A 20,678-nucleotide genomic window follows, 5' to 3' on the forward strand; every position below is an offset into this window, starting at 1 on the left:
CAAACCCATAAAAGACATCGAAGGAGACAGACCCATGAAACTCGCGTCGCTCAATAGCGGTCACCCGGATGGCGCGCTGATCGTCGTCTCGCGCGATCTGCGCCGCGCGGTTCGCGCCACCTCGATTGCGTCGACGCTGCGCGCCGCGCTCGACGACTGGTCGCACGCCGAGCCCGCCTTGCAGGCGCGCTACACGGCGCTCAACGCCGGCACCGTCGCCGAAGCCTTCGACTTCGACGCACACGCCTGCACCGCGCCGCTGCCGCGCACGCATCAGTTCATCGACGCATCGGCGTTTCTCAATCACGGCCGCATCATGACGCAGGCCTATCACCCGGAAAAGAAGTCGGACCCGTCGATTCCGGTTTTGATCCAGCGTCAAGCCGATGATTTCGTGGGCCCGCACGCCGATTACCCCTTCCCCGACGAAGCCGACAATGGCGATTTCGAAGGCGAAGTCGGCGTGATTCTCGGCGATGTGCCGATGGGCACGCGTGCCGCCGATGCGCTCGACCACGTGCGCCTTGTCGTGCTCTTTAACGACGTGAGTATGCGCAAGCATCTCTTTCGCGAACTCGGCATGGGTTTTGGCTTTATTCTCGCGAAGCCCGCCACGGCATTCGCGCCGGTTGCCGTCACGCCGGACGAACTCGGCGACGCATGGCGCGATGGCCGCGTGCAACTCGACCTGGAAGTCTCCCGCAATGGCGAACGATTCGGCGCGCCCAATGGCCGTGAAATGAGTTTTGGCTTTGACGAACTCATTGCCTATATCGCCTATAACCGCAATCTGCGCGCCGGCATGCTGCTCGGCTCCGGCACGTTTTCGAATGAGAATTATCGCGAGACCGGTTCCGTCTGCCTCGCGGAACAGCGCGCCATCGAAACGCTGGAACACGGCGAATCGCGCACGCCCTGGCTGCAATTCGGCGAGCGTTTGCGCTTTGAAATGAAGGGCCGCGACGGGCAATCGGTATTTGGCGCGATCGATCATCGCTTCGTGCAGGCGGCGTATAGGAATCAACCGGCAGCAGCAGGAGTGGACGCATGAGCGGGCAATACGACATCGTCGCGATGGGCGCGGGTCACAATGGTCTTGTGGCCGCGGCATATCTCGCGAAGGCGGGCAAGAAAGTGCTGGTGCTGGAGCGCAAGGCCTGGGCAGGTGGCGGCGTGAGCACCCGCGAACTCAATACGCCAGGCTATTGGCACGACGAGCATTCGAGCGTGCACATCATGATTCAGGGCAATCCAATGTTGCGCCAGGACGAACTGGGCCTGCTTTCGGAACATGGTCTGAAATATCACTATTCGCCGGTGCCGCACGCGACGATTTTCCCCGATCAATCGGTGCTCTACACGTACAAGGACATCGACAAGACCTGCGAGTGCTTCGCGAAGGTCTCGCAGAAAGATGCCGACACGTACCGCGAATTCGTGAAAATGAGCCAGCAGGTCCTGCAGATGTTCATGCCAGGCTTGTATTCACCGCCGCCACCGTTGGGCGAACTCGTCGCCATGCTCGACCGCAGCGACGAAGGCCGGTTGATGCTCGATTATATGAATCGCGATTGCCTCGATCTCGTCAATCAACTCTATGAAAGCGACAAGATCAAGATTCATTTGCTGCGCCTCGTGAGCGAAAACCTTCAGGCGCCCAATGAACTCGGCACCGGCATGGGCGTATTGCTGATGCCCGGCATCATTCATACCTACGGCGTTTCGCAGCCCATCGGCGGCAGCGGCAAACTTACGGAATCGCTGATTCGCTGTATCGAATCGTATGGCGGCGAAGTGCGCTGCAATGCCGAAGTCGCGAAGATCATCACGAGTGCGGGACGCGCGAGCGGCGTGCAACTCACGAGCGGCGAAACCATTCTCGCGAAAGACGCGGTAATTGGCGCGCTGCATCCGCATGTGATTCGCCGCTTCGTGGAAGGCGTGCCCGAGCCCGTGCTCAAGCATGCGGAACGCGCCACGCTCGCGCCCTTCTCGATCATGGTGAGCCATTACGATCTCAAGGAAAACGCGCGCTATTACGCGGGCGACGAAGTCGGCTACGCCACCATGCTCGAATTCATGGCGACCGATAAACTCGATGACATGCTCGCCGATTTCGACGATCTCAAACGCGGCCTGATTACCGAGCGCCGTCTGTGTGCGGGCGGCGATGAGAGCATCGGCGATAAAACCCGTGTGCCCGCTGGCAAAGGCATGTTCCATGGCATTACGTTCGCGCCGTATAGCGTGAAGGACAAGCGCTGGTCGGATCGTCACTGGGACGAATTCAAGGAAGAGATCGGCGATCTCTCTTTGCAGCACTATCGCAAGTTCGTTTCGAATCTCACGAGCGAGAACATCGTCGCGCGCAGCATCGTGAGTCCGGTCGATCTCGAACGCTCCAGCCCGAACAGCATGATGCGCGGCGATCTGCATGGCGTGGCGCCGTACTTCTATCAAAGCGCGGGGCATCGGCCCACGCCGGACCTCGGCCAATTCACCGTGCCGGGCGTCGATCGGCTTTATCTGGCCGGGCCGTTCCAGCATCCGGGCGGCGGCGTATATGGTGCGGGCCGCGCTACCGCGATCAAGATGTTCGAGCAGTTGGGCATGGATTTCAGCAGCGTCGCAAAGGGCGCGCGACAGGACAGCGGCGTGCCGGCTACGGCGAATGGCGTGAACGGTGCGAGTGGTCACGCAGTGAAAAAAACCGGCATGGTGCTGCGCGGCCCCGCCGATGAAGAACTCATGCACGTAGAATCGCTGGAGCGCGTGGGCGACGAACTCGTCATCAAGGGCAAGAGCTTCGGCACGATGCCGATGGAAGCCCGCCTCGATGCATCGTCCGCACGTGCGGGCCTGAAAATGCTGGGCGCTTCGCGGCTGGCGTTTCTCGCCACGCTGCCGTTCCGCAAGGGAGGCACGCAATGAGCCATATCGTCGTCACTGGCGCGCAGGGTTTCGTGGGCCGCGCGCTCGTCAAACGCCTGCTGGCCGAAGGTCTGGGCGCACGCGCCGTTTCGAAACTGACGCTGCTCGATATCGCCTTCGATGCGCCTCACGCAGACTCACGCGTCGTGCAGCTTGCAGGCAGCATCGCCGATGCCAGCGTGCGTGCGCAAGCGTATTCATCGCCTGTCGATGCCGTGTTCCATCTCGCCAGCATTCCCGGCGGCGCAGCGGAGCGTGATTACGCGCTCGGCCGCTCCATCAATCTGGACGCCACGCTCGGCCTGCTCGAAGACCTGCGCGATCAGGCCCGCGCGCCGCGCTTCGTGTTTGCGAGCACAGTCGCCGTGTACGGCGAAAAGCTGCCCGATATCGTCGACGAAACCACGCTGCCCGCGCCCGCGCTCAGCTACGGCGCACACAAGCTGATGGGTGAAGCGCTGGTCGCCGACGCCACGCGCCTCGGCTGGGTACAGGGCTGCTCGTTGCGCCTGCCGGGTGTGGTCGCGCGGCCGGGCGACGGCGCGGGTTTGATGTCGGCGTTCATGAGCCAGCTGTTCTGGAAGCTGGCCGCCAACGAAACGCTCACAGTGCCGGTCTCGCCCGAAGGCGTCGCATGGTGGATCTCCGTGGGCGCATGCGTGGATAACCTGCTGCATGCAGCAACCGTCGATGCCGAGCGTTTCAACGCGCGCCGCAGCTATCAGATGCCCGTGCTGCGCCTGACCATCGCCGAAGTGGTCGATGCATTGGCCGCGCGCTTTGGTGCGGAGCGCAAGGCGCTCGTGAGCTACGCGCCCGATCCGTTTATCGAGCGCCTGTTCGCCACCTATCCGCCGCTTCTGACGCCTGAAGCGGAAAAGCTGGGCCTGCATCACGACGGCAGCATCGAACAATTGATCACGCGCGCCATGGCGCAATAAACGAACACACGGCATCGTCACCGCAGCAACGGTCTGCGGCGCGCGACAAACGAAAAGGATTCCTTATCATGCAGATTGTTGGACTCGAATATCTCGTCTTCGGTATCGACGACATGGCAGGTGCGCGCCAGTACCTGCACGACTACGGCCTGAGCGAAGTCGAATACGATCCCGTACATGGCGGCGTATTCAGCGCGCTCGACGGAACCGGCCTCGTGATGCGTCCCGCCGATGACCCGCGCCTGCCGCCGCTGCCGCCCAAGGCGGCCACGCCAAGCCTGCGCGAAACGGTCTACGGCGTCGACAACGCGGATACGCTCGCCACGATCCGCACGCATCTGGAAGCGGAACGCGACGTGCAGGTGGACGCGGACGGCACCGTGCACTGCATCGACGATGCGGGCTTCGGCGTGGCGTTCGTGGTCACGAAGCGCCGCGCGTACGAAGCGCGTTACCTGGGCTTCAACGTGCCCGGCCAGGCACCGGGCCGCGCGCCCAACGACTGCGCCGCGAACCCCGATGAAGTCATCAAGCCGCGCACGCTCTCGCACGTGGTCTATTTTGTCGAAGACGTGAAGAAAGCCGAAGCGTTCTATGCGCGCCTGGGCTTTATCGTCACGGATAGATTCAATCATCTCGGGCCGTTCATGCGCCCTGCGGGCACGAACGATCACCATACGCTCTTCATGATCGAGAGCCAGAACGATCACATGATCGGCTGCAATCACTTCACCTTCCATCTGGGCTCGCCTGCCGAAGTGCTCCAGCACGGCTGGAACTTCGTGAAGAAAGGCTACAAGAGTTTCTGGGGCCCCGGCCGCCATATTCTGGGCAGCAACTTCTTCTGGTACTTCAACAGCCCGTTCGGCGCGACCATCGAATTCGATGCGGATATGGATCTGCACGACGCGAGCTGGACGCCGCGCGCCGTCGATCCGGGCTCGGACAACTCGCAGATTTTCCTGTTCGACGCCCGCAACAAATGGGCGCCCGGCGAATGAGTGAGCCTGCCGAAGAACGCCTGCTCTGCAAGCTCGACGACCTGCCCGACGGCAGCTCGCGCGGCCTGCTGCGTGAAGGCTTCGACGATCGTCTGTGTGTGGTGCGTCAGGGCGATGAAGTGTTTGTCTGGCTCAACGACTGCCCGCACGAACATCGGCCCATGGAATATCGCCAGGACCGCTTTCTCTCCGGCGACGGCCAGCACATCGTCTGCTACGCGCATTCGGCGCATTTCGATATCCGCACGGGTCTGTGCTTCGCAGGCCCTTGCACCGGCAAATCACTCGTAAAAGTACCCGCGCGCGTCGTCAACGGCGAAGTGTGGATCGCCGCCGACCTGCCCTCGGTCTTCGACATTTAAACGGAAATCACCATGTTCCAGTACTTCCCCACCAATTACGTGTGGAGCCTTTCGACGATGATCGCGCTCACGCACGGCGGCAATATCGGCGAAGTCGATGCGATGTGCGCGCCGCTGCGCGACGCCGCGACGGCCGGCGACGATCCCGGCACGGTTGCATTCTATGAAGCATGGAAGGCCGGCGCGGACCAGCTTTCCGCACTCGCCCATGAAGATCTCGCGCAAGGCCATCAACTCTCTGCAGGCGAGAAATATTCGCGCGCTGGTCTTTATTACGGCGTGGCCGAACGCATGCAGGCACATGGCTTCGAAGCGCGCCTGGCGATCTATCGCCGCTCGCTCGAACAATTCGAACTCGGCCGCACGCTCGGACGCGAGAATTGCGTACGCGTGGAAATCCCGTATGGCAATACGCATCTCGCCGCGCTTTATGTGCGGGCGGAAGGCCTGCAACCCGGCCAGCGTGCGCCGATCGTCGTCGTCATGAACGGTCTCGATTCGACCAAGGAAATGCTGCAAAAGAGCGTGATGGGCACGATGTTCGCGCGGCGCGGCGTTTCCGCATTGTTCGTCGATCAACCGGGCACGGGCGAAGCGCTGCGTCTGCAGGCATTGCCTGCAGTCCACAACACCGAAGTCTGGGCTGCGCCGATTATCGACTGGCTCGAACAGCACGCGGATGTGGACGCGAAGCGCATCGGCGCGCTGGGGGTTTCGCTGGGCGGTTATTACTGCCCGCGCGCAGTCGCCTTCGAGCCGCGTTTCGCGTGCGGCGCGGTCTGGGGCGCGAATCACGACTGGCGCGCGGTGCAGCAGGCCCGCCTGAATCGCGAAGGCGAAAATCCCGTGCCGCACTACTGGAAGCATGTGCAATGGGTCTTCGGCGCGAAAGATCAGAATGAGTTTTTCGCCAAGGCCGAAAACATGCATCTGAACGGCGTGCTCGATCGCATCCGCGTACCGTTTCTCGTCACGCACGGCGAAAACGATCGTCAGATTCCGCTCAAGTACGCGCACGAAACCTTCGAACAACTGATTAATAGTCCGAAGAAAGATTTGTTTATCTTCACGGCGCGCGAAGGCGGCGTCGAACATAGCTCGCTCGACAATCCGCTCAATGCCGGCAACCGCATCGCGGACTGGCTCGCGCAGCAACTGGGCGGCACGCTCGTCTGAGCGCGGCGCACACATACCAACAAGCCAGAACGCAACGATTAAAACAGAGAGACACCATGGCACTCGTCAACAAGGTCCTGATCGTCGGTGGCGGCATCGGCGGCATGTGCGCGGCGCTCATGCTGCGTCGCCAAGGCATTGACGTCGATCTCGTCGAACTCAATCCCCAATGGGCGCCCGACGGCGCGGGCATCACCATCAGCGGGCCGACGCTGCGCGCGCTGCGCGAAATTGGCGTACTCGACGACGTGCTGCGCATTGGCGGCTCGTGGCGCAACGTCGACATCTGCGACGCCAGCGGCCAGCTCACGGCCACCGTGCCGATCGCGCCGGCGCTGGGCGCGGAAGATCTGCCGGGCGCCGCGGGCATCATGCGCAGCGCGCTGGCCGCGATCCTCGCCGAAGCCACGCGCCGTGCAGGCACGAATGTGCGCCTGGGCGTAAGCTTCGAAACGCTCACGCAGGACGCGGACGGCGTGGAGGTCGTGTTCACCGATGGCAGTCGCACGCGCTACGATCTGGTGATCGGCGCGGACGGCGTGAACTCCGTCGTGCGCCGTCACGTGAAGCCCGATTTCGCGGGCCCGCGCTTTACCGGCCAGGGATCGTGGCGCGCCGTGGTGCCGCGCGAGCGCGAGAATTCGACGATCTACATGGGCAAGACCACCAAGGCCGGCATGAACCCGATCAGCGCGACGCAGTGCTATCTGTTCGTGCTCGACAAGCGCGAAGGCATGGATTTCATCACGCCCGACAAATGGCCGCAGATGCTTGCCGAACTGCTCGAAGAATTCGACGGGCCGCTCGCCTCGCTGCGCGAAGGGCTGCTCGACGGCTCGCTCGAAGATCACCGCGTTTTGTACCGGCCGCTGATGGGGCATATGATCGACGGTCCGTGGCATCGCGGGCGCGTCGTGCTGCTCGGCGACGCCGTGCACGCCACCACGCCACATCTGGCTTCGGGCGCGGGCATCGCCGTGGAAGGCGCGCTCGTGCTCGCGGCGGAACTGGCGCGGCGTCACTCGCTCGAAGGCGCGCTGCTGGCCTATGCGGGCCGTCATTACGATCGCGCGCGGCTGGTGGTGTCGTCGTCGGGGCGTCTGGGCGAGATCGAACAGACGGGCGGCTCGCGCGACGAACACACACGCATCATGTTTACCGCGTTGCAGGCGCTGCGCGATCCGATCTGAACCGCAACTTGAATCGATGGAATTCGACATGACCGATTTCTCCGCGAACAACGGCCGCGTCGCGGTCGTCACCGGGGCGGCAGGCGGCCTGGGCGAGGCCTTCGCGCTGCGCCTGGCCGCCAGCGGCCACACGCTCGTGCTGACCGATCGCGCACCCTGCGATGCGCTGGCTACACGCATCGATTCGGCGGGCGGGCGCGCTACCGCCCTGCCCTGCGATCTGGGCGAACCCGACGACATTGCGCACTTCACGAAGCGCGTAATCGACGCGACCGGCCGCGTGGATGTCCTCGTCAACAACGCGGCCTTCATGCCGATGGCGCCGCTCGCGAATATCAGCGCGGCGCTGTGGCGGCAGATCATGACCGTCAATGTGGATGCGCCCTTCCTGCTCGCGCAGGCGTTTTCCGTGGGCATGATCGAGCGTGGCTGGGGGCGCATCGTCAATCTCGCTTCCAGTACCGTGTGGGGACCGCCGCCCGGCATGAGCGCTTACGCGAGCAGCAAGATGGCGGTGATCGGCCTGACGCGCGCGCTGGCTTCGGAACTGGGCACGCATGGCGTGACCGTCAACGCGATCTCGCCTGGCCTGACGCGCCACCCCGGCAGCGCGGCGAACCTGCCGCCCGAAGCCTTCGATGCCGTGCGCGCGCGTCAATTCATTCCGCGCACGGAAGAACCGGACGATCTCACCGGCGCGCTGGCCTTTCTCGTTTCCGACGATGCACGGTTCTACACCGGTCAGGTAATGAATGTCGATGGCGGCGGTTTTGGTTTCTAATCCGATGCCATGGAAACGACGCCTTGGAAACAGGCGTCGCTTCACTGCATTCAGACTGCTTCGATCAGCAAGGATGACGCCCGATCATGAAATCGGCATCCGCATCTGACGTGACCGGCAAACCGGAAGCCGTGAGACCCTGGCGCAGCGACTTCATGAACCGGTCCGGCACGCGCATCGCCGGACCACGCAACGGGCCGCCGTTGAAGCCCGCAAGCCAATCCTGATACTTCCACATCGTACGATTGAGCACGCCCGTCCCGCCCGCATAGGATTGCGCTGCCGCACCATTGGCCGAGCGCGCCGGATTGACTTTCCAGTAGAGCGCCATCGCTTCGTCCCAGCGGCCCGCGCGCGCCAGTTCGAACGCGTTCGGATAGTAATCGCTCATCCACGCCGTATTGCTCGTGCCCGAGAATTGCAGATCCATCAAACTCATTAGCGGAATCGCATCACCTTCAATCGGACAACTAATTACTACGTCATCACGAAAGTGGTGATACATTTCGCACAATCCCGCCGGTAACGGAAAACCCTGCTCCGCCTTGATCGCAGCGATATTCGGGCACGCCTCCAGGATCTGCTTCACGAGTGCAACGGACATCCCCGCCGGATGCACGCGCTCGAAGCCCCAAAGCGGAATCGGAAACAACATCACGGCGAGATTCGTCGCATCGCAGAACGCTTTCGTGTAATCGAAAATCTCCTGTTCCGAAGTCGGCCAGAATTGCGACGGATAGGAAAGCAGCACGATATCCGCGCCCGCTTTTTCCGCGAGTTGCGCGGCTTCGATGTTCTCGGCCAGCGTGCCGAATGCCGCATGAAAGAACAGCCCGAGTCGCGAACCCGCCGTTTCGCGCGCCCACGCCGTAAATTGCGCGTTTTCTTCGGGGCTGATTGCCACCTCGCTGCACAACAGCGTATAGCGGTAGCCCAGTTCGATGGTGCGTTCGATATCGTGGCGAATGCCGTGTTCGTTCAGACGTTTCAGATCGGCGCTATAACTGGGAATGGTTACCGCCGAACAGCCCGTGAGATGCTCGCGCGCCCACTCACGCGCTTCGTGCTTTTGATAAACCGCCATCGTGTGTCTCCTGATGTGAATTGAAGCGATTATTTCGCCACCGGCGCGATGCTGGTCGGCAAGGCAATACCCGCGCCGGCTTCGAGCGCCCGCGCGTAGATCATTTCGGCGATCACCACGTCCTGCAGCGCCGATCCAACCGATTTGTAAAGCACGATGTCGCCCGCCTCGCGGCGCGCGTTCAAGCTGCCCGCCGCAAGTACCGACAGCGGCGCAAGCTTCGTCGAGATGTCGATGCCCGCGCGCGCCGCCGCGATGCCGTCGCCGGTGTCGTGCGCGACTTCGTCGGGCACATCGGCGACGATGCAGGCCGCACGCGCGAGCGTGGTTTCGTCCACTTCGCGTTGCTCCGGCAAGGTCGATCCCAGCGACACCACCGTTGCGCCCGCCGCCAGCCAGGCGCCGTTGAGCACGGGCGTTTCGTCGCGGCTGCGCGCGGCGCAGAGCACCACATCGGCGTCGCGCACGGCGGCTTGCGCGGACTCGGCGGCGGCGATCTCCACGCGCGTCGCGAACGAAGCCGCGAAGCGCTCGCGGCTCGCGGGCGTCGGACTGAATACACGCGCCGACTGCACCGCGCGCACGGCAAGCAGGCAGTCAAGCGCGCCGCGCGCCTCGAATCCCGAGCCGATCACGGCCACACGCAGCGGCCGCGCCGGCGCCAGCAGATCGACCGCGAGCGCGGCCGTCGCGGCAGTGCGCAGGCCCGTCACGCGATTGCCGTCGATCAGCGCGCTGAGCGCCATCGTGTCGCGATCGAACAAGGCAATGAGGTAGCTGGCGAGCCGCGCGCGCGTATTCGCGGCGATGAGCTTGCAGCCCATATGGCGGCCGGAACTGGAGACGGCCGTGAGGCTGCGCAGCCAGATGCCGTCGCCGCGCGCCATGCTGCGCGGCGGCACGGCGGCGGGCGCGACCGGCGAGCCGTAAGCGCGCGCGAGCGCCGCTACGGCCGTGGGCCAGTCGGCGAGCGTGGCGACATCGGCATCGCCTAGAAACAGGGTGGAAGCGGCTGGGAGAGCCGTGGCGGAATCGTGCATGGCGCTGGTATCGGAGTGAATGACCAGCCCACTATAGGGATCGGGCGCGACGCGAGGCAGGCCGCTGGATCGAAAGCAGCTATGCCTGAAATCGATGGATTCAGGCCGCGCCGTCGAGGCTTCCGGCCACGCTCACGATCAGTCTGCGCACCGCCTGGGTGGCGCGCGTGGCGGGCCGCTGCGGCGATTCGGCCAGCACCACGAAGCGCTCGAGCGCAGGATCGACGATGCAGGCGGAGGCCAGCGCCTCGCCCAGTTGCCCCGGCAGCACCGAGGCGATCGCGAAGCCGCCGCCCGCCGCGCACAGCGCGTATTGCAGATCGACGGAATCCGCTTCCACGGCCACGTTCAGCGCGAGCGCATGGTCGGCGGCCAGGCGGTCGAGGCGCGCACGCAGCCGGTGCGGGCGGCTTGGCAGCACGAGCGGCAAACCCGCGAGATGCGCGAGCGGGACGCTCGGCGCATCGAGCAGCGGCTCGCTCTTGCGCCCCACCAGATGCAAAGGCACGCGCGCGAGCACCTGCGCGTCGCGCACTTCCTCCGCGCCTTCGCGCAGCACGAGCGCCATATCGAGCCGCCCTTCGCGCAGATGTTCTTCGAGTTGCGCGCTCGCGCCCTCGCTCAGATGCAGGCGCACGCCGGGAAACTGCTCGCGCGCCGCCGCAAAGAGCGGCCCCGCGTATCGCTTCACCGCGCTCGGCAACAGGCCCACGCGCACTTCGCCGGCGGGCTGTCCCTGAGCGCTGCGGATATCGTCGGCGAGCGCGGCCGCATCGGCCGTCAACTGCGCCACACGCGGCAAGGTCTGCGCACCGAATTCGGTCAGCACGACGCCGCGCCCCGTGCGCCGGAACAGGCGCTGGCCGCATTGTTCCTCCAGTTGGGCGATATTGCGGCTCACCATCGATTGCGGCATATCGAGCGCGCCAGCCGCGCGGCTCAGACTGCCCGTGGACGCCACGCAGAGAAACACCGACCAGCGCGCATCGAGAATACTGAGCGTCGTCGCCGCCATGATTGCCTCATCCGTCCCGCGCGAAAGAAAACCCCAAGTATGAGTGGGTTCGAAGCAATCGACTATACTTTTGCATTCGTTCTCTCTTCGACTTATTCACTGCAATGATTCAACCGGGCACCGTATTCAAGGACAACCTCGCGCAACTCCCCGCAATCGACGGCATCGAGCGTATCGATCTGGTCGACGGCCAGGGCACCGTGGTGTCGACGATCGAAAACAAGCCGGGCAAGCAAGGCTCGCTGGCTGTTTATCACTACCTGAAGCAGGCTTTCGGCTCGCTCGACGCGAAGGCCGCCGAACACGGTCTGGCCGTGTTCGCGGAGCACACCGCCGACGCGCGCAACCGTCCGGGCGCACACCCGAACGTCGATCGTCTGCTGGAAATCGCAGCCGGCGGCGAGGCGCTGCGTATCGACGTGATCGCCGCCGCCTGACGATTCGCGCTTCAAAGCGGCCGCACATTCTGCGGCCGTTTTTACATCGCCATCATGCTGGACACGACGGAGTTCTACCGTAGCGGCGCGCTGGAAGTCGCGCGTATCCGCGCCTCGGGCGCGGCCGCCTTCCCGCGTCACACGCACGCCGAATATGTGATCAGCGCCACGCTGTCCGGCAGCGAGGATGTCTGGCTCGACGGCAAAACGTTCTGCTCGCCCGCAGGCACGTCAACCGTTTACAACCCGTTTGCGATTCAGGCATCGGAATACGATCGCACCGCGGGCACGACCGAATTTATTTCGTTGTACCTGGAAACGCAGCTTCTGGCCGATATCGCCCATGCGAATGGCTGGGTATCGCGTGAGTCTGCGCAGGAAGTGACTCAGGGCGTTTTCGACGATGAAGCGCTGCATCGGCATATCGTCGATGTCTATCTCGCCGCGCGTTCGCTGCACGACGACGGCAACACCAAGCCCGATACGCTCGAATACGACACCGCGCTGACCGAACTGGTTGCGGCTTTGCTCGCCAACGGCCATACGCATACGCCGCATGCGGGCGACGCGCGGCTAAGCGCAACGCGCCTCGACAATGTGCAGGCGTTCATGCGCGAGCGGCTCGACGCGCCGGTCAAACTCGACGAACTCGCCAGCGTCGCCGACGTCAGCAAGTTTCATCTCATACGCGCGTTCAAGGATGCCTTCGGCATGTCGCCGGGCAAATATCATATGCAGTTGCGCCTGATCGAAGCGCGACATCGATTGCGTGCGGGCGCAACGATTGCCGATGTGGCATTCGCGCTGGGCTTCTACGATCAAAGCCACTTTATCAACGCGTTCCGCAAGGCCCTGGGCGTGAGCCCGTTGCGATTTGCTAAGGCATGACGCCCAGAATCAGCGTGCGGTAACCCGACGTCACCACCTGAAACGCGAAGAACGCAAACAGCGCCGCCGACGCGAAATAGCAGAACGACAACCCGCGCGCGCCGAAGCGCTTGCCGCCCTGACGTGCCGCGAAGCACACCGCGACAGTCCACGCCACGCCCGCCGCGAAAAAGCCGCCCAGAAAGCTGCTGGTGGCCTGCCAGCCGTGCACGCCCGATTGCGCGATCAGCGAACCGCCCACCGCCGCGAACCAGACGATCGCGGAAGGCGATGAAAGCGCGAGCAGCACGCCTTTGGCGAACTGCTGAAGCGGCGTGCCATGCGATTCGGATGGTTGTTCTACGCTATTCGAACGCACCGAAGCCAATGCCGAGCGGATCATCTTGAACGCCAGCACCGCCAGCACGACTGTTCCGCCCAGCCACATGCACCATCGCACGCCGGGAAATTGCAGCAAGGCGGTCATGCCGGCGAGCGCGAGCACAGCGTAGATCAGATCGCCGATACACGATCCCAGCCCCAGCCAGAAGCCATTCCAGTAACCGCGCTGCATGGCGAGATTCATCATGGCGATGTTGGCGATGCCGATGTCGAGGCACAGCGAAAGCGAAAGCAGAAAGCCGTTGGTTGCGGGGTTCATTGCGTAAGAAAGGCGCGAGCAAAGTCCCGATCATGCAGCAGGCCGTCTGCGAAGTATTGGAAGAAATTGCTGGGGAAATTTGTCTGCAACCAACCAAGGGCTACACTTGGCCGTGGATATCCACGCCGCACCCGCTCAACGCCTGCGCGACGCGAAACGCCGCGCGCCCCAACACCCATAACGGAGTACAGCATGCCTAGCGATATCGAAGTGCGCCGGCTCGATGCAAACGAAGCGGCCGCCAGCATCCCCGCGCTCGCCGATGTGCTGATCGATTGCGTCGAAGGCGGCGCTTCGGTGAGCTTCATGGCGCCGCTCGCGCGCGAGACCGCGCTCACGTTCTGGCAGCACGTCGCCGATGGCGTGGCCGCGAACGAACGCATTCTGCTCGTCGCAGAAGACGCGCAACGCCGCATCGTCGGCACGGTACAGATCGTCACGGCGCAGCCCGAAAATCAGCCGCATCGCGCCGATGTCGCGAAGATGCTGGTCTTGCAGGAAGCCCGTAAAAAAGGCATCGGGGCGCGTCTGATGCATGCCGTCGACGCCCACGCGCAACAGGCAGGCAAAACCGTGCTGGTGCTCGACACGGTCACGGGCGGCGACGCCGAGCGGCTTTACGCGCGCGCGGGCTGGCAGCGCGCGGGCACGGTGCCGGACTACGCACTCATGCCCGACGGCCAGTTCTGCGCAACCACGTTCTATTACAAGCAACTCGATCCCGCGCGCCGCCCGCTTCAAGCCTCGACAGTTTGAGCCTTAGTGGAAGCCGCGCACCTGCACCTGCACTTTGCCGTCGCGAATCGGCATGACGTCGGGGTTATCGTCGCCGACTTCATTGGCGATGGCGTTGTTCAGCTTGTCGTTCATCGCCAGCAACAATTCGCCGTTGCGCTTGCGGTCCACGGCCAGATTGCGCATCTCGCCAGGATCGCTCGCCACGTCGTATAGCTCGACGTCGTTCTGCACGAACAGCGTTTCCATCGACGTCGGCGTATTGAATTGCAGCGGCGAGAAGTAACGCGTGAATCGATAACGCCCGTCGAATACGCTGCGTATGGTGCCGCGCAAACGGAAGTCAGGCTGCTGCGCCAGCGCGCGGCGGCGCAATTCGTCTTCGGGTACGCCTTTTTCGCGCAGCGTGCCCAGTTCCTTGAGCATCCATTCGCTGTCGTAATAGAGCAGCATCGCGTAGTTGAAGAGCGCCGTATCGCGCACGCTATTGGTCTGCGCTTTCTCGGGCGCGGCCAGCCAGGGCACGAGGTTTTTACCCTTGAGCGCAGGCCCGCCGATGCTCGCGCGGCGCGCGTCGTCGAGACCCGTGAGGCCAAGCAAGGTCGGCGCGACGTCGATATGCGAAGTCAGCGCATTGCATTGCTTGCCGCCCGGATAAGCGGGATGGCGAATCACGAACGGCACATGATTCTGCGGCTGATACGCCGTCGCGCCCTTGCCCACGAGTTGATGCGCGCCCACGTGATCGCCGTGATCGGCGGTCATCACGACGATCGTGCGCTCATCCAGACCGAGCGACTGCAGCGATTGCAGCAGACGCACGACATGCGTATCGCAGTCGCGCAGGCAGTTAAAGTAGTTGTCCTGATAGACACGAATCCGTTCGTCGGTGAACGGATAACGGCCGACCAGATTCGCGTGCGCCGCATTGAACATGCCGTGCGCAGGCGGGCGGCCCGGCTCGTCGTAAGGCTGATGACGCGACGCCGCCAGCGGCACGCGATCCCACTTCTGCTGATAGAGCGCATCTTCGGGCGGATGCGCGTTGCCGAGCATCGGCTTGTTCGCGTCCTGCAGGTTCGAGCCCGCAGGATCGGTATTCACGAACATCACGTCATGCGGGTTCACGAGGTTGACCGCGAGAAACCACGGCTTGTTTTCTTTCGCGAGGCGCGGCGCGTGATTGCGCATCCAGCTCACGGCCGATTCGGTCGTGATGCCGTCGTAGTTATAGCCGCCGCGCACCATGCCGATCAGATCGCCCACGCCGAAATAATCGTCGAAGCCGTATTCCTTGATCGTGTGGTTGTAGTCGGCCACGGGCGCGGTGTAAGGGCTGGCCGTTTCGTGCAGCTTCGAGCTCAGATGCCATTTGCCCAGATAGGCCGCGTAGTAACCGGCGTCGCGCATCATGTCGCCGACCGTGCGAATGTCCGGCGACATATCGGGCTGCCAGGGCACGCCCGCGTTATCGAGCACGCCGGTGTGCTGCGTGTGCTGCCCCGTGTAGATGGTCGAGCGCGAGGGCGAGCACACGCACGAGGCGATCTGGTGATTGCCGAAGGTGATGCCGTCGCGGCGCAGCGCCGAGCGGCCCGGCACCGGGAACGGCCAGGCGTCGAAGTGGCGCTCCTGATCGGTGAGGATGAAGAGGATGTTGTAGCCCGCGGGCGCCTCGCCCGGCGCGGCGGCGGCCTGGCGGAACGCCGGCACGCCTTCCGCGGGCGTGCCCGCAGTGCGCGGCGGCTCGGCCGCCGTAGCGACCGCTGGCGCGGCGGCGCTCACACCCGCTGTCGCCACTGCCGCGCCGGCGGCCTTGAGAAAGTTGCGGCGTCCGTCGTTGGTACGGTCCTTCATCGGCTGTCTCCTTCATGGTGGGCGTGTCGTCGTTGCGCGCACGCCCTTGTTCGCGGGCCTTTTATTATTCGCGGATCGGCGTGAGATTCGATGAAAGATTCCGCATAATCCATAACTGTGGATATATGAATGGAATCGCCCTGTCATGAGTGCTGCAAAAGCTGCTGCCAATACTGCGACCAAGCCGTCTGCCAGTCCACGCGCCGCGCATGACGCCGCGCGCCTGGCCGCCCTGCCGGTTGCACTGCGCCGTTTGCGTCTGCGCGACCTCGAAACGCTCGAATGGCTGGGCCGCTTTCGCAGCTTCGCGCGCACGGCCGAAACCGCGTCGATCTCGCAGCCCGCGCTGTCCAAGTGGCTGCGCGAGCTCGAAGAATCGCTCGGCCTCAAGCTGTTCGAGCGCACCTCGCGGCGCGTCGAACCCACGCTTTACGGCGAGGCGATGCTCGACTGCATCGCACGCATCCTCAACGATCTGCGCGAGATCGAACCCGCTTTCGAAGCACTGCGCCACGGTCTGGGCCAGCCGCTCACCATCGGCCTGCTGCCGAATATGGACGAGCAGTTCCTGCCCAGCGTGCTCGCGTGGCTGCGCGAGCACGACACGCCGATCCAGCTCAACGTGCGCGTCGATACGCTCGATCGCCTGCTGCCGCACGCGCAGCGCCGCGAACTCGATCTGCTGGTGTGCCGCCTGGAAGCGACCGCGCTGGCCTCGGGCCTGCGCGCGGACGAACTGCTGCGCGACGAGGTGGTGGTCGTGGCGGGTCATCGGCATCCGCTGCACCGGCGCACGCGCATCAGCTGGGCCGATACGACCGCGTTCCCGTGGATCGCGCCGCCGCTGGGCTCGCCGATGCGCACCGCTCTGGAAGCCGAATTCGCGCGCGCGGGCCACGCCATGCCGCAAATCCTCATGGAATCGGCCTCGCATCACACCAATCGCGCCGTGGCGCAGCGCATGCCCTGCCTGTTCGTGACCTCGGCCACGCGCGCGGCCCGCAGCGACGCCATGCGCGAATTGCGCACGCTGCCGCTCAAACTCACGACGATTGCGCCCGCCGTCGGCGCGTTGAGTCACGAGCCGCGCAGCGCGGCCGTCGCCACCGTGCTGGAAGCCTTGCGCCACGCGGCGCGCGAGCAGCAGTCATCGGCATAAAGCGGGCCGCGGGACCGCCAGTTCGCATAAACGCAGTCGATAAACCCAAATTCCCAGAAAAATACATTAAAAATAACTGGACGAAAATCAATACGATTGCACAAATTACTGGTCAAGCCAGCCAACCTTCGTCCGCAGGATCGCCTATGCCGCGCCCCATTTCCGTCCGCATCCATCCCGAAGCCGTTCGCCACAATCTCCAGCTCGCCGCGCGCAGCGCCGCGGGCGCGCGCGTGTGGGCCGTCGTCAAGGCCAACGCTTACGGTCACGGCATCGAGCGCATCTATGCGGCGCTCGCGGACGCGGACGGCATCGCCCTGCTCGATCTCGACGAAGCGGTGCGCGTGCGCGAACTCGGCTGGACCAAGCCGATCCTGCTGCTCGAAGGCGTGTTCGATGCCGCCGACGTCGCCACCGTGGTCGCGCATCGCCTGAGCGTCGCCGTGCATTGCGACGAGCAACTGGCGCTGCTCGCGGCCGCGCGCACCATGCAGCCGATCGACATTCAACTGAAGATGAACTCGGGCATGAACCGGCTGGGTTACCGGCCCGACGCCTATCGCGCGGCCTGGGAACGCGCCCGCGCGATTCCGACGATCGGCGCGATCACGCTGATGACCCACTTCGCCAACGCCGACGATGGCGCCATCGACTGGCAGCTCGATCGCTTCGATGCTGCAACCGCCGGCATTCCGGGCGAGCGCACGCTGTCGAATTCGGCCGCGGTGCTCTGGCATCCGCACGCGCACCGCGACTGGGTGCGTCCCGGCACGATCCTCTACGGCGCGTCGCCCACGGGCGCGGCGCGGCATATCGAAGGTGTCGGTCTGCGTGCGGGCATGACGCTGTCGAGCCAGATCATCGGCGTGCAGACGCTCGCGCCGCAGGAAACCATCGGCTATGGCCGCACCTATGCGGTCGAGCAGCCGATGCGCATCGGCGTGGTGGCGTGCGGTTACGCGGACGGCTATCCGCGTCATGCGCCGACGGGCACGCCGATCGTCGTCGATGGCGTACGCACGCGCACGGTCGGCCGCGTGTCGATGGATATGCTGACGGTCGATCTCACGCCTTGTCCGAACGCGGGCATCGGCTCGCACGTCGAGCTGTGGGGCGAACACGTGAAGGTCGATGAAGTGGCGGAGCCGGCGGGCACGATCGGCTATGAGCTGATGTGCGCGGTGGCGCGACGCGTGCCGGTCGTGGTCGACGATCTCGCGACGGTAAGCAGCGCAGCCGAAGAAGGCGTGACGGCCTGAAGCGCGCATTCAGCGCAGACAGTGCGCGACGCTTCGAGCGCCGCGCACTGAATAAAAGTCACTCGGGCAATTCGACGCCCATCTCCGCCAGCACTTCCTTCGCAGCCCGAAACGCTTCGCTCGCCGCGGGCGCGCCCGCATAGATCGCGCTGTGCAGCAGCACTTCGCGAATTTCCACGACACTGGCGCCGTTGTTGATCGCGCCGCGCACGTGGCCTTTGAGTTCGGTGCTACGACCGAGCGCTGCGAGCATCGAGCACGTGCATAGACTGCGCGTCTTGAGATCGAGTCCGTCGCGCAGCCACGTGCTGCCCCATGCGTGTTCGTTGAGCCATTCCTGGAGTGGGCGCGTGAAACCGTCCATCGATCCCATCGCGCGCGCCACGAAGGCTTCGCCCATCACCTGGGTGCGCCTGGCCTTGCCGGCTTCGGCTCCGGTTTGTGCTTTGGATGCTTTGGGCGCTTTGACCTTGCTGCCTTTCGAGGATTTCTTCTTCGAGTCTTTTGCATCGCTCATGATCGCGCTCGCTGACGGTTGAATGACGTCATAGGCTAGCGCGCCAGAATGACGGTGCCTATCGTGTCGCCGCCGTGTCCGCAGTCACGCACCCTCACGCCGAATAAAGCCCCTCCGGCCCATTACGCAGCGTGCGCGCAAGCACTTCCAGCGCATCGCGCAAGGTCTCGTGCGAGCGCGCTCCGCCCAGGCTCAAACGCACCGCATGCGGCGCCGACCCGCGCCCGATCACGAAGCTATCCGCCGTCTTCGCCAGCACGCCCGCCTGGCGCAACGCCGCCGCGAACTCCGCTGCGCGCCACGGTTCCGCGAGCGGCAACCACAAGTGCGGGCTGGCCGGATCGGTCCGATATGTCCAGCCCGACAGCACTTCGGCGGCAATCGCCTGACGCACATCCACGCAGGCGCGCTGCTGCGCGACCAGGCGGTCGATCTCGCCATTGACGATCCAGCGCGCCGCGATTTCCGCGCTCAAAGGCGAAGTCATCCAGCAGTCGCTGCGGATCACCGCGAGAATCTTGCCGACCCAATCCTGCGGCGCCTGCACGTAACCCACGCGCAAACCCGGCGCAACCGCCTTCGACAGACTGCTGATCACGATGCCGTGCTCGGGCAAGCGCGCCGTCAACGGCGCAGGCGGCGCGTCGAGCAGCGCCGCCGGAACCAGGTCTTCGATCACCACCAGGTGGTGACGCACGGCGATCTCGGCGATGGCCGCGCGGCGCGCTTCGGAGAGCGTCGCCGTGGTCGGGTTGTGCAGCGTCGGCACGCAGAACAGCGCGCGCGGCGCGAGCAGCGCGCAGGCACGTTCGAGCGCGGCGGGCACGATGCCCTCTTCGTCGATTTCGATGCCGACCAGGTTCAGCCGCAGTTGCCGCGCCAGCGCGACGATGCCCGGATAGCTCAGCGCCTCCGCGAAAATCGTGTCGCCGGGACGCAGCACCGCGCGCAGCACGCAGGCAAGTCCATGTTGCGCGCCTTGGGTCACAAGCACGCGTTCGGCGGGCACCGTGCAGCCCATGCGCGCAAGCCAGCGCGCGCCGGCTTCGCGATGCGAGCGTCGGCCGCCTTCGGGCTGATACAGCAGCAATTCGCCGGCAAGGCGTTCGTCGGCGGCGAGTTCGCGCAGCGTCTGGGTGAGCAGCAGCGCTTCGTCCGTCGGCATCGGCACGTTCTGGCCGAGATCGACCGGACGCCCCGGCGCGGGCGCAGGCGGCGCGCTGCCCAACGGCGTGCTGGCCGCCGCCTCGCTGTGCTCCGGCGCCTGACGCGTGCGCGCGGGCAGACGTGCGCCATCGGCATCGGGTTCGGCCACATAGGTGCCGTCGCCGACGCGCGCCACCACCATGCCGCAACGCTCAAGCTCGGTATAGGCGCGGCTGACCGTGCCAGTCGTCACATTCAGTTTCTTTGCCAGCAGCCGATGCGCGGGCAATTTCTCGCCGGGCAACATCTGGCCCCCGTTGATTGCCTGTGCGTAAGCGTAGGCAATCGCGCGATATTTCGGTTCGCCGCGCGGTAGCGCGGGCAGCGTGGGCAACCAGCCGTTCATGGGTGTTTTCCCGAAGGTCGAAGCGCGCCGCGCTCCCGCACGGCGGCTGCGTCATTATCGCGCCCAATTCGCGGAATTGAAGGCTGTCATTTACTTCAATTGACTTCATTGAG

General features: G+C 64.4%; 20 protein-coding genes. 13 read left to right on the top strand and 7 right to left on the bottom strand.

The window, feature by feature from the left end:
- Window positions 1-34: 34 nt before the first annotated feature.
- From U5A67_RS07200 to U5A67_RS07235, 8 genes are all read left to right on the top strand, one after another.
- Window positions 35-1,051: a fumarylacetoacetate hydrolase family protein gene (locus tag U5A67_RS07200; protein WP_321813522.1), complete on the top strand. Its 1,017-nt coding sequence runs from the start codon at window positions 35-37 to the stop codon at window positions 1,049-1,051.
- The gene (locus U5A67_RS07205) at window positions 1,048-2,931 is read left to right on the top strand and encodes an NAD(P)/FAD-dependent oxidoreductase (protein WP_321813523.1); all 1,884 of its coding nucleotides are present in this window, start codon (window positions 1,048-1,050) and stop codon (window positions 2,929-2,931) included. Before U5A67_RS07200 ends, U5A67_RS07205 begins: the two co-directional genes overlap by 4 nt.
- Window positions 2,928-3,872: an NAD-dependent epimerase/dehydratase family protein gene (locus U5A67_RS07210; protein WP_321813524.1), complete on the top strand. Its 945-nt coding sequence runs from the start codon at window positions 2,928-2,930 to the stop codon at window positions 3,870-3,872. Before U5A67_RS07205 ends, U5A67_RS07210 begins: the two co-directional genes overlap by 4 nt.
- 68 nt (window positions 3,873-3,940) lie before the next feature.
- A complete protein-coding gene (locus U5A67_RS07215; RefSeq protein WP_321813525.1) occupies window positions 3,941-4,873 on the top strand; it encodes a VOC family protein in 933 nt (310 codons plus the stop codon).
- Complete coding sequence (locus tag U5A67_RS07220) at window positions 4,870-5,235, top strand: Rieske (2Fe-2S) protein (RefSeq protein WP_321813526.1); 366 nt, start codon at window positions 4,870-4,872, stop codon at window positions 5,233-5,235. Before U5A67_RS07215 ends, U5A67_RS07220 begins: the two co-directional genes overlap by 4 nt.
- Window positions 5,236-5,247: 12 nt before the next feature.
- Window positions 5,248-6,411: an alpha/beta hydrolase family protein gene (locus tag U5A67_RS07225; protein WP_321813527.1), complete on the top strand. Its 1,164-nt coding sequence runs from the start codon at window positions 5,248-5,250 to the stop codon at window positions 6,409-6,411.
- Between the two features lie 56 nt (window positions 6,412-6,467).
- Window positions 6,468-7,601, top strand: a complete 1,134-nt coding sequence (locus tag U5A67_RS07230) for an FAD-dependent oxidoreductase (protein WP_321813528.1) — start codon at window positions 6,468-6,470, stop codon at window positions 7,599-7,601.
- A gap of 28 nt (window positions 7,602-7,629) precedes the next feature.
- Window positions 7,630-8,382, top strand: coding sequence for an SDR family oxidoreductase (locus U5A67_RS07235; protein WP_321813529.1), 753 nt, complete (start codon window positions 7,630-7,632; stop codon window positions 8,380-8,382).
- 64 nt (window positions 8,383-8,446) lie between these two features.
- Here U5A67_RS07235 and U5A67_RS07240 read toward each other — a convergent pair whose 3' ends face one another.
- The 3 genes from U5A67_RS07240 to U5A67_RS07250 form a co-directional block, all read right to left on the bottom strand.
- On the bottom strand, window positions 8,447-9,466 hold the full coding sequence (locus U5A67_RS07240; protein WP_321813530.1) for a dihydrodipicolinate synthase family protein: 1,020 nt from the start codon (window positions 9,464-9,466) through the stop codon (window positions 8,447-8,449).
- A gap of 29 nt (window positions 9,467-9,495) precedes the next feature.
- Window positions 9,496-10,506: an NAD(P)-binding domain-containing protein gene (locus tag U5A67_RS07245; protein WP_321813531.1), complete on the bottom strand. Its 1,011-nt coding sequence runs from the start codon at window positions 10,504-10,506 to the stop codon at window positions 9,496-9,498.
- A gap of 100 nt (window positions 10,507-10,606) precedes the next feature.
- Window positions 10,607-11,521: a LysR family transcriptional regulator gene (locus U5A67_RS07250; protein ID WP_321813532.1), complete on the bottom strand. Its 915-nt coding sequence runs from the start codon at window positions 11,519-11,521 to the stop codon at window positions 10,607-10,609.
- A 104-nt stretch (window positions 11,522-11,625) separates the two neighbouring features.
- On the opposite strand from U5A67_RS07250, the gene U5A67_RS07255 reads away from it, so the two are divergent.
- Window positions 11,626-11,958 carry a DUF2322 family protein gene (locus U5A67_RS07255; RefSeq protein ID WP_205982939.1) on the top strand — a complete coding sequence of 111 codons (333 nt, stop codon included), beginning with the start codon at window positions 11,626-11,628 and terminating at the stop codon, window positions 11,956-11,958.
- 54 nt (window positions 11,959-12,012) lie between these two features.
- Window positions 12,013-12,846, top strand: a complete 834-nt coding sequence (locus tag U5A67_RS07260) for an AraC family transcriptional regulator (RefSeq protein WP_321813533.1) — start codon at window positions 12,013-12,015, stop codon at window positions 12,844-12,846.
- Here U5A67_RS07260 and U5A67_RS07265 read toward each other — a convergent pair.
- On the bottom strand, window positions 12,836-13,486 hold the full coding sequence (locus U5A67_RS07265) for a LysE family translocator (RefSeq protein ID WP_205982941.1): 651 nt from the start codon (window positions 13,484-13,486) through the stop codon (window positions 12,836-12,838). The genes U5A67_RS07260 and U5A67_RS07265 overlap by 11 nt on opposite strands.
- A 192-nt stretch (window positions 13,487-13,678) precedes the next feature.
- Between U5A67_RS07265 and U5A67_RS07270 the strand changes: the two genes are divergently transcribed.
- Window positions 13,679-14,242, top strand: coding sequence for a GNAT family N-acetyltransferase (locus U5A67_RS07270; protein ID WP_321813534.1), 564 nt, complete (start codon window positions 13,679-13,681; stop codon window positions 14,240-14,242).
- 3 nt (window positions 14,243-14,245) lie between these two features.
- On the opposite strand, the gene U5A67_RS07275 is transcribed toward U5A67_RS07270, so the two are convergent.
- A complete protein-coding gene (locus U5A67_RS07275) occupies window positions 14,246-16,078 on the bottom strand; it encodes a sulfatase-like hydrolase/transferase (protein WP_321813535.1) in 1,833 nt (610 codons plus the stop codon).
- 145 nt (window positions 16,079-16,223) lie between these two features.
- Here U5A67_RS07275 and U5A67_RS07280 point away from each other — a divergent pair, with 145 nt between their 5' ends.
- Both U5A67_RS07280 and alr read left to right on the top strand, forming a co-directional pair.
- Window positions 16,224-17,237: a LysR family transcriptional regulator gene (locus tag U5A67_RS07280; protein WP_321813536.1), complete on the top strand. Its 1,014-nt coding sequence runs from the start codon at window positions 16,224-16,226 to the stop codon at window positions 17,235-17,237.
- A gap of 146 nt (window positions 17,238-17,383) precedes the next feature.
- Window positions 17,384-18,496 (top strand): alanine racemase, encoded by a 1,113-nt coding sequence (alr, locus tag U5A67_RS07285; protein ID WP_321813537.1) that lies wholly within the window; start codon window positions 17,384-17,386, stop codon window positions 18,494-18,496.
- A gap of 58 nt (window positions 18,497-18,554) precedes the next feature.
- Here the strand turns inward: alr and U5A67_RS07290 are convergent, their stop codons facing one another.
- Both U5A67_RS07290 and U5A67_RS07295 read right to left on the bottom strand, forming a co-directional pair.
- A complete protein-coding gene (locus U5A67_RS07290) occupies window positions 18,555-18,896 on the bottom strand; it encodes a carboxymuconolactone decarboxylase family protein (RefSeq protein WP_241024052.1) in 342 nt (113 codons plus the stop codon).
- Window positions 18,897-19,107: 211 nt separating this feature from the next.
- Window positions 19,108-20,565, bottom strand: a complete 1,458-nt coding sequence (locus U5A67_RS07295) for a PLP-dependent aminotransferase family protein (RefSeq protein WP_205985431.1) — start codon at window positions 20,563-20,565, stop codon at window positions 19,108-19,110.
- Between the last annotated feature and the right edge of the window lie 113 nt (window positions 20,566-20,678).

The sequence above is a fragment of the Paraburkholderia sp. J69-1 genome (genome assembly GCF_905220255.1).
In the GTDB taxonomy this organism is placed as follows: Bacteria; Pseudomonadota; Gammaproteobacteria; order Burkholderiales; family Burkholderiaceae; genus Paraburkholderia.

Bases quoted from the DNA above. Each gene is read 5' to 3' on its own strand.
- U5A67_RS07200 (WP_321813522.1), top strand. From the start codon at position 35: ATGAAACTCGCGTCGCTCAATAGCGGTCACCCGGATGGCGCGCTGATC.
- U5A67_RS07205 (WP_321813523.1), top strand. From the start codon at position 1,048: ATGAGCGGGCAATACGACATCGTCGCGATGGGCGCGGGTCACAATGGT.
- U5A67_RS07210 (WP_321813524.1), top strand. From the start codon at position 2,928: ATGAGCCATATCGTCGTCACTGGCGCGCAGGGTTTCGTGGGCCGCGCG.
- U5A67_RS07215 (WP_321813525.1), top strand. From the start codon at position 3,941: ATGCAGATTGTTGGACTCGAATATCTCGTCTTCGGTATCGACGACATG.
- U5A67_RS07220 (WP_321813526.1), top strand. From the start codon at position 4,870: ATGAGTGAGCCTGCCGAAGAACGCCTGCTCTGCAAGCTCGACGACCTG.
- U5A67_RS07225 (WP_321813527.1), top strand. From the start codon at position 5,248: ATGTTCCAGTACTTCCCCACCAATTACGTGTGGAGCCTTTCGACGATG.
- U5A67_RS07230 (WP_321813528.1), top strand. From the start codon at position 6,468: ATGGCACTCGTCAACAAGGTCCTGATCGTCGGTGGCGGCATCGGCGGC.
- U5A67_RS07235 (WP_321813529.1), top strand. From the start codon at position 7,630: ATGACCGATTTCTCCGCGAACAACGGCCGCGTCGCGGTCGTCACCGGG.
- U5A67_RS07240 (WP_321813530.1), bottom strand. From the start codon at position 9,466: ATGGCGGTTTATCAAAAGCACGAAGCGCGTGAGTGGGCGCGCGAGCAT.
- U5A67_RS07245 (WP_321813531.1), bottom strand. From the start codon at position 10,506: ATGCACGATTCCGCCACGGCTCTCCCAGCCGCTTCCACCCTGTTTCTA.
- U5A67_RS07250 (WP_321813532.1), bottom strand. From the start codon at position 11,521: ATGGCGGCGACGACGCTCAGTATTCTCGATGCGCGCTGGTCGGTGTTT.
- U5A67_RS07255 (WP_205982939.1), top strand. From the start codon at position 11,626: ATGATTCAACCGGGCACCGTATTCAAGGACAACCTCGCGCAACTCCCC.
- U5A67_RS07260 (WP_321813533.1), top strand. From the start codon at position 12,013: ATGCTGGACACGACGGAGTTCTACCGTAGCGGCGCGCTGGAAGTCGCG.
- U5A67_RS07265 (WP_205982941.1), bottom strand. From the start codon at position 13,486: ATGAACCCCGCAACCAACGGCTTTCTGCTTTCGCTTTCGCTGTGCCTC.
- U5A67_RS07270 (WP_321813534.1), top strand. From the start codon at position 13,679: ATGCCTAGCGATATCGAAGTGCGCCGGCTCGATGCAAACGAAGCGGCC.
- U5A67_RS07275 (WP_321813535.1), bottom strand. From the start codon at position 16,078: ATGAAGGACCGTACCAACGACGGACGCCGCAACTTTCTCAAGGCCGCC.
- U5A67_RS07280 (WP_321813536.1), top strand. From the start codon at position 16,224: ATGAGTGCTGCAAAAGCTGCTGCCAATACTGCGACCAAGCCGTCTGCC.
- alr (WP_321813537.1), top strand. From the start codon at position 17,384: ATGCCGCGCCCCATTTCCGTCCGCATCCATCCCGAAGCCGTTCGCCAC.
- U5A67_RS07290 (WP_241024052.1), bottom strand. From the start codon at position 18,896: ATGGGCGAAGCCTTCGTGGCGCGCGCGATGGGATCGATGGACGGTTTC.
- U5A67_RS07295 (WP_205985431.1), bottom strand. From the start codon at position 20,565: ATGAACGGCTGGTTGCCCACGCTGCCCGCGCTACCGCGCGGCGAACCG.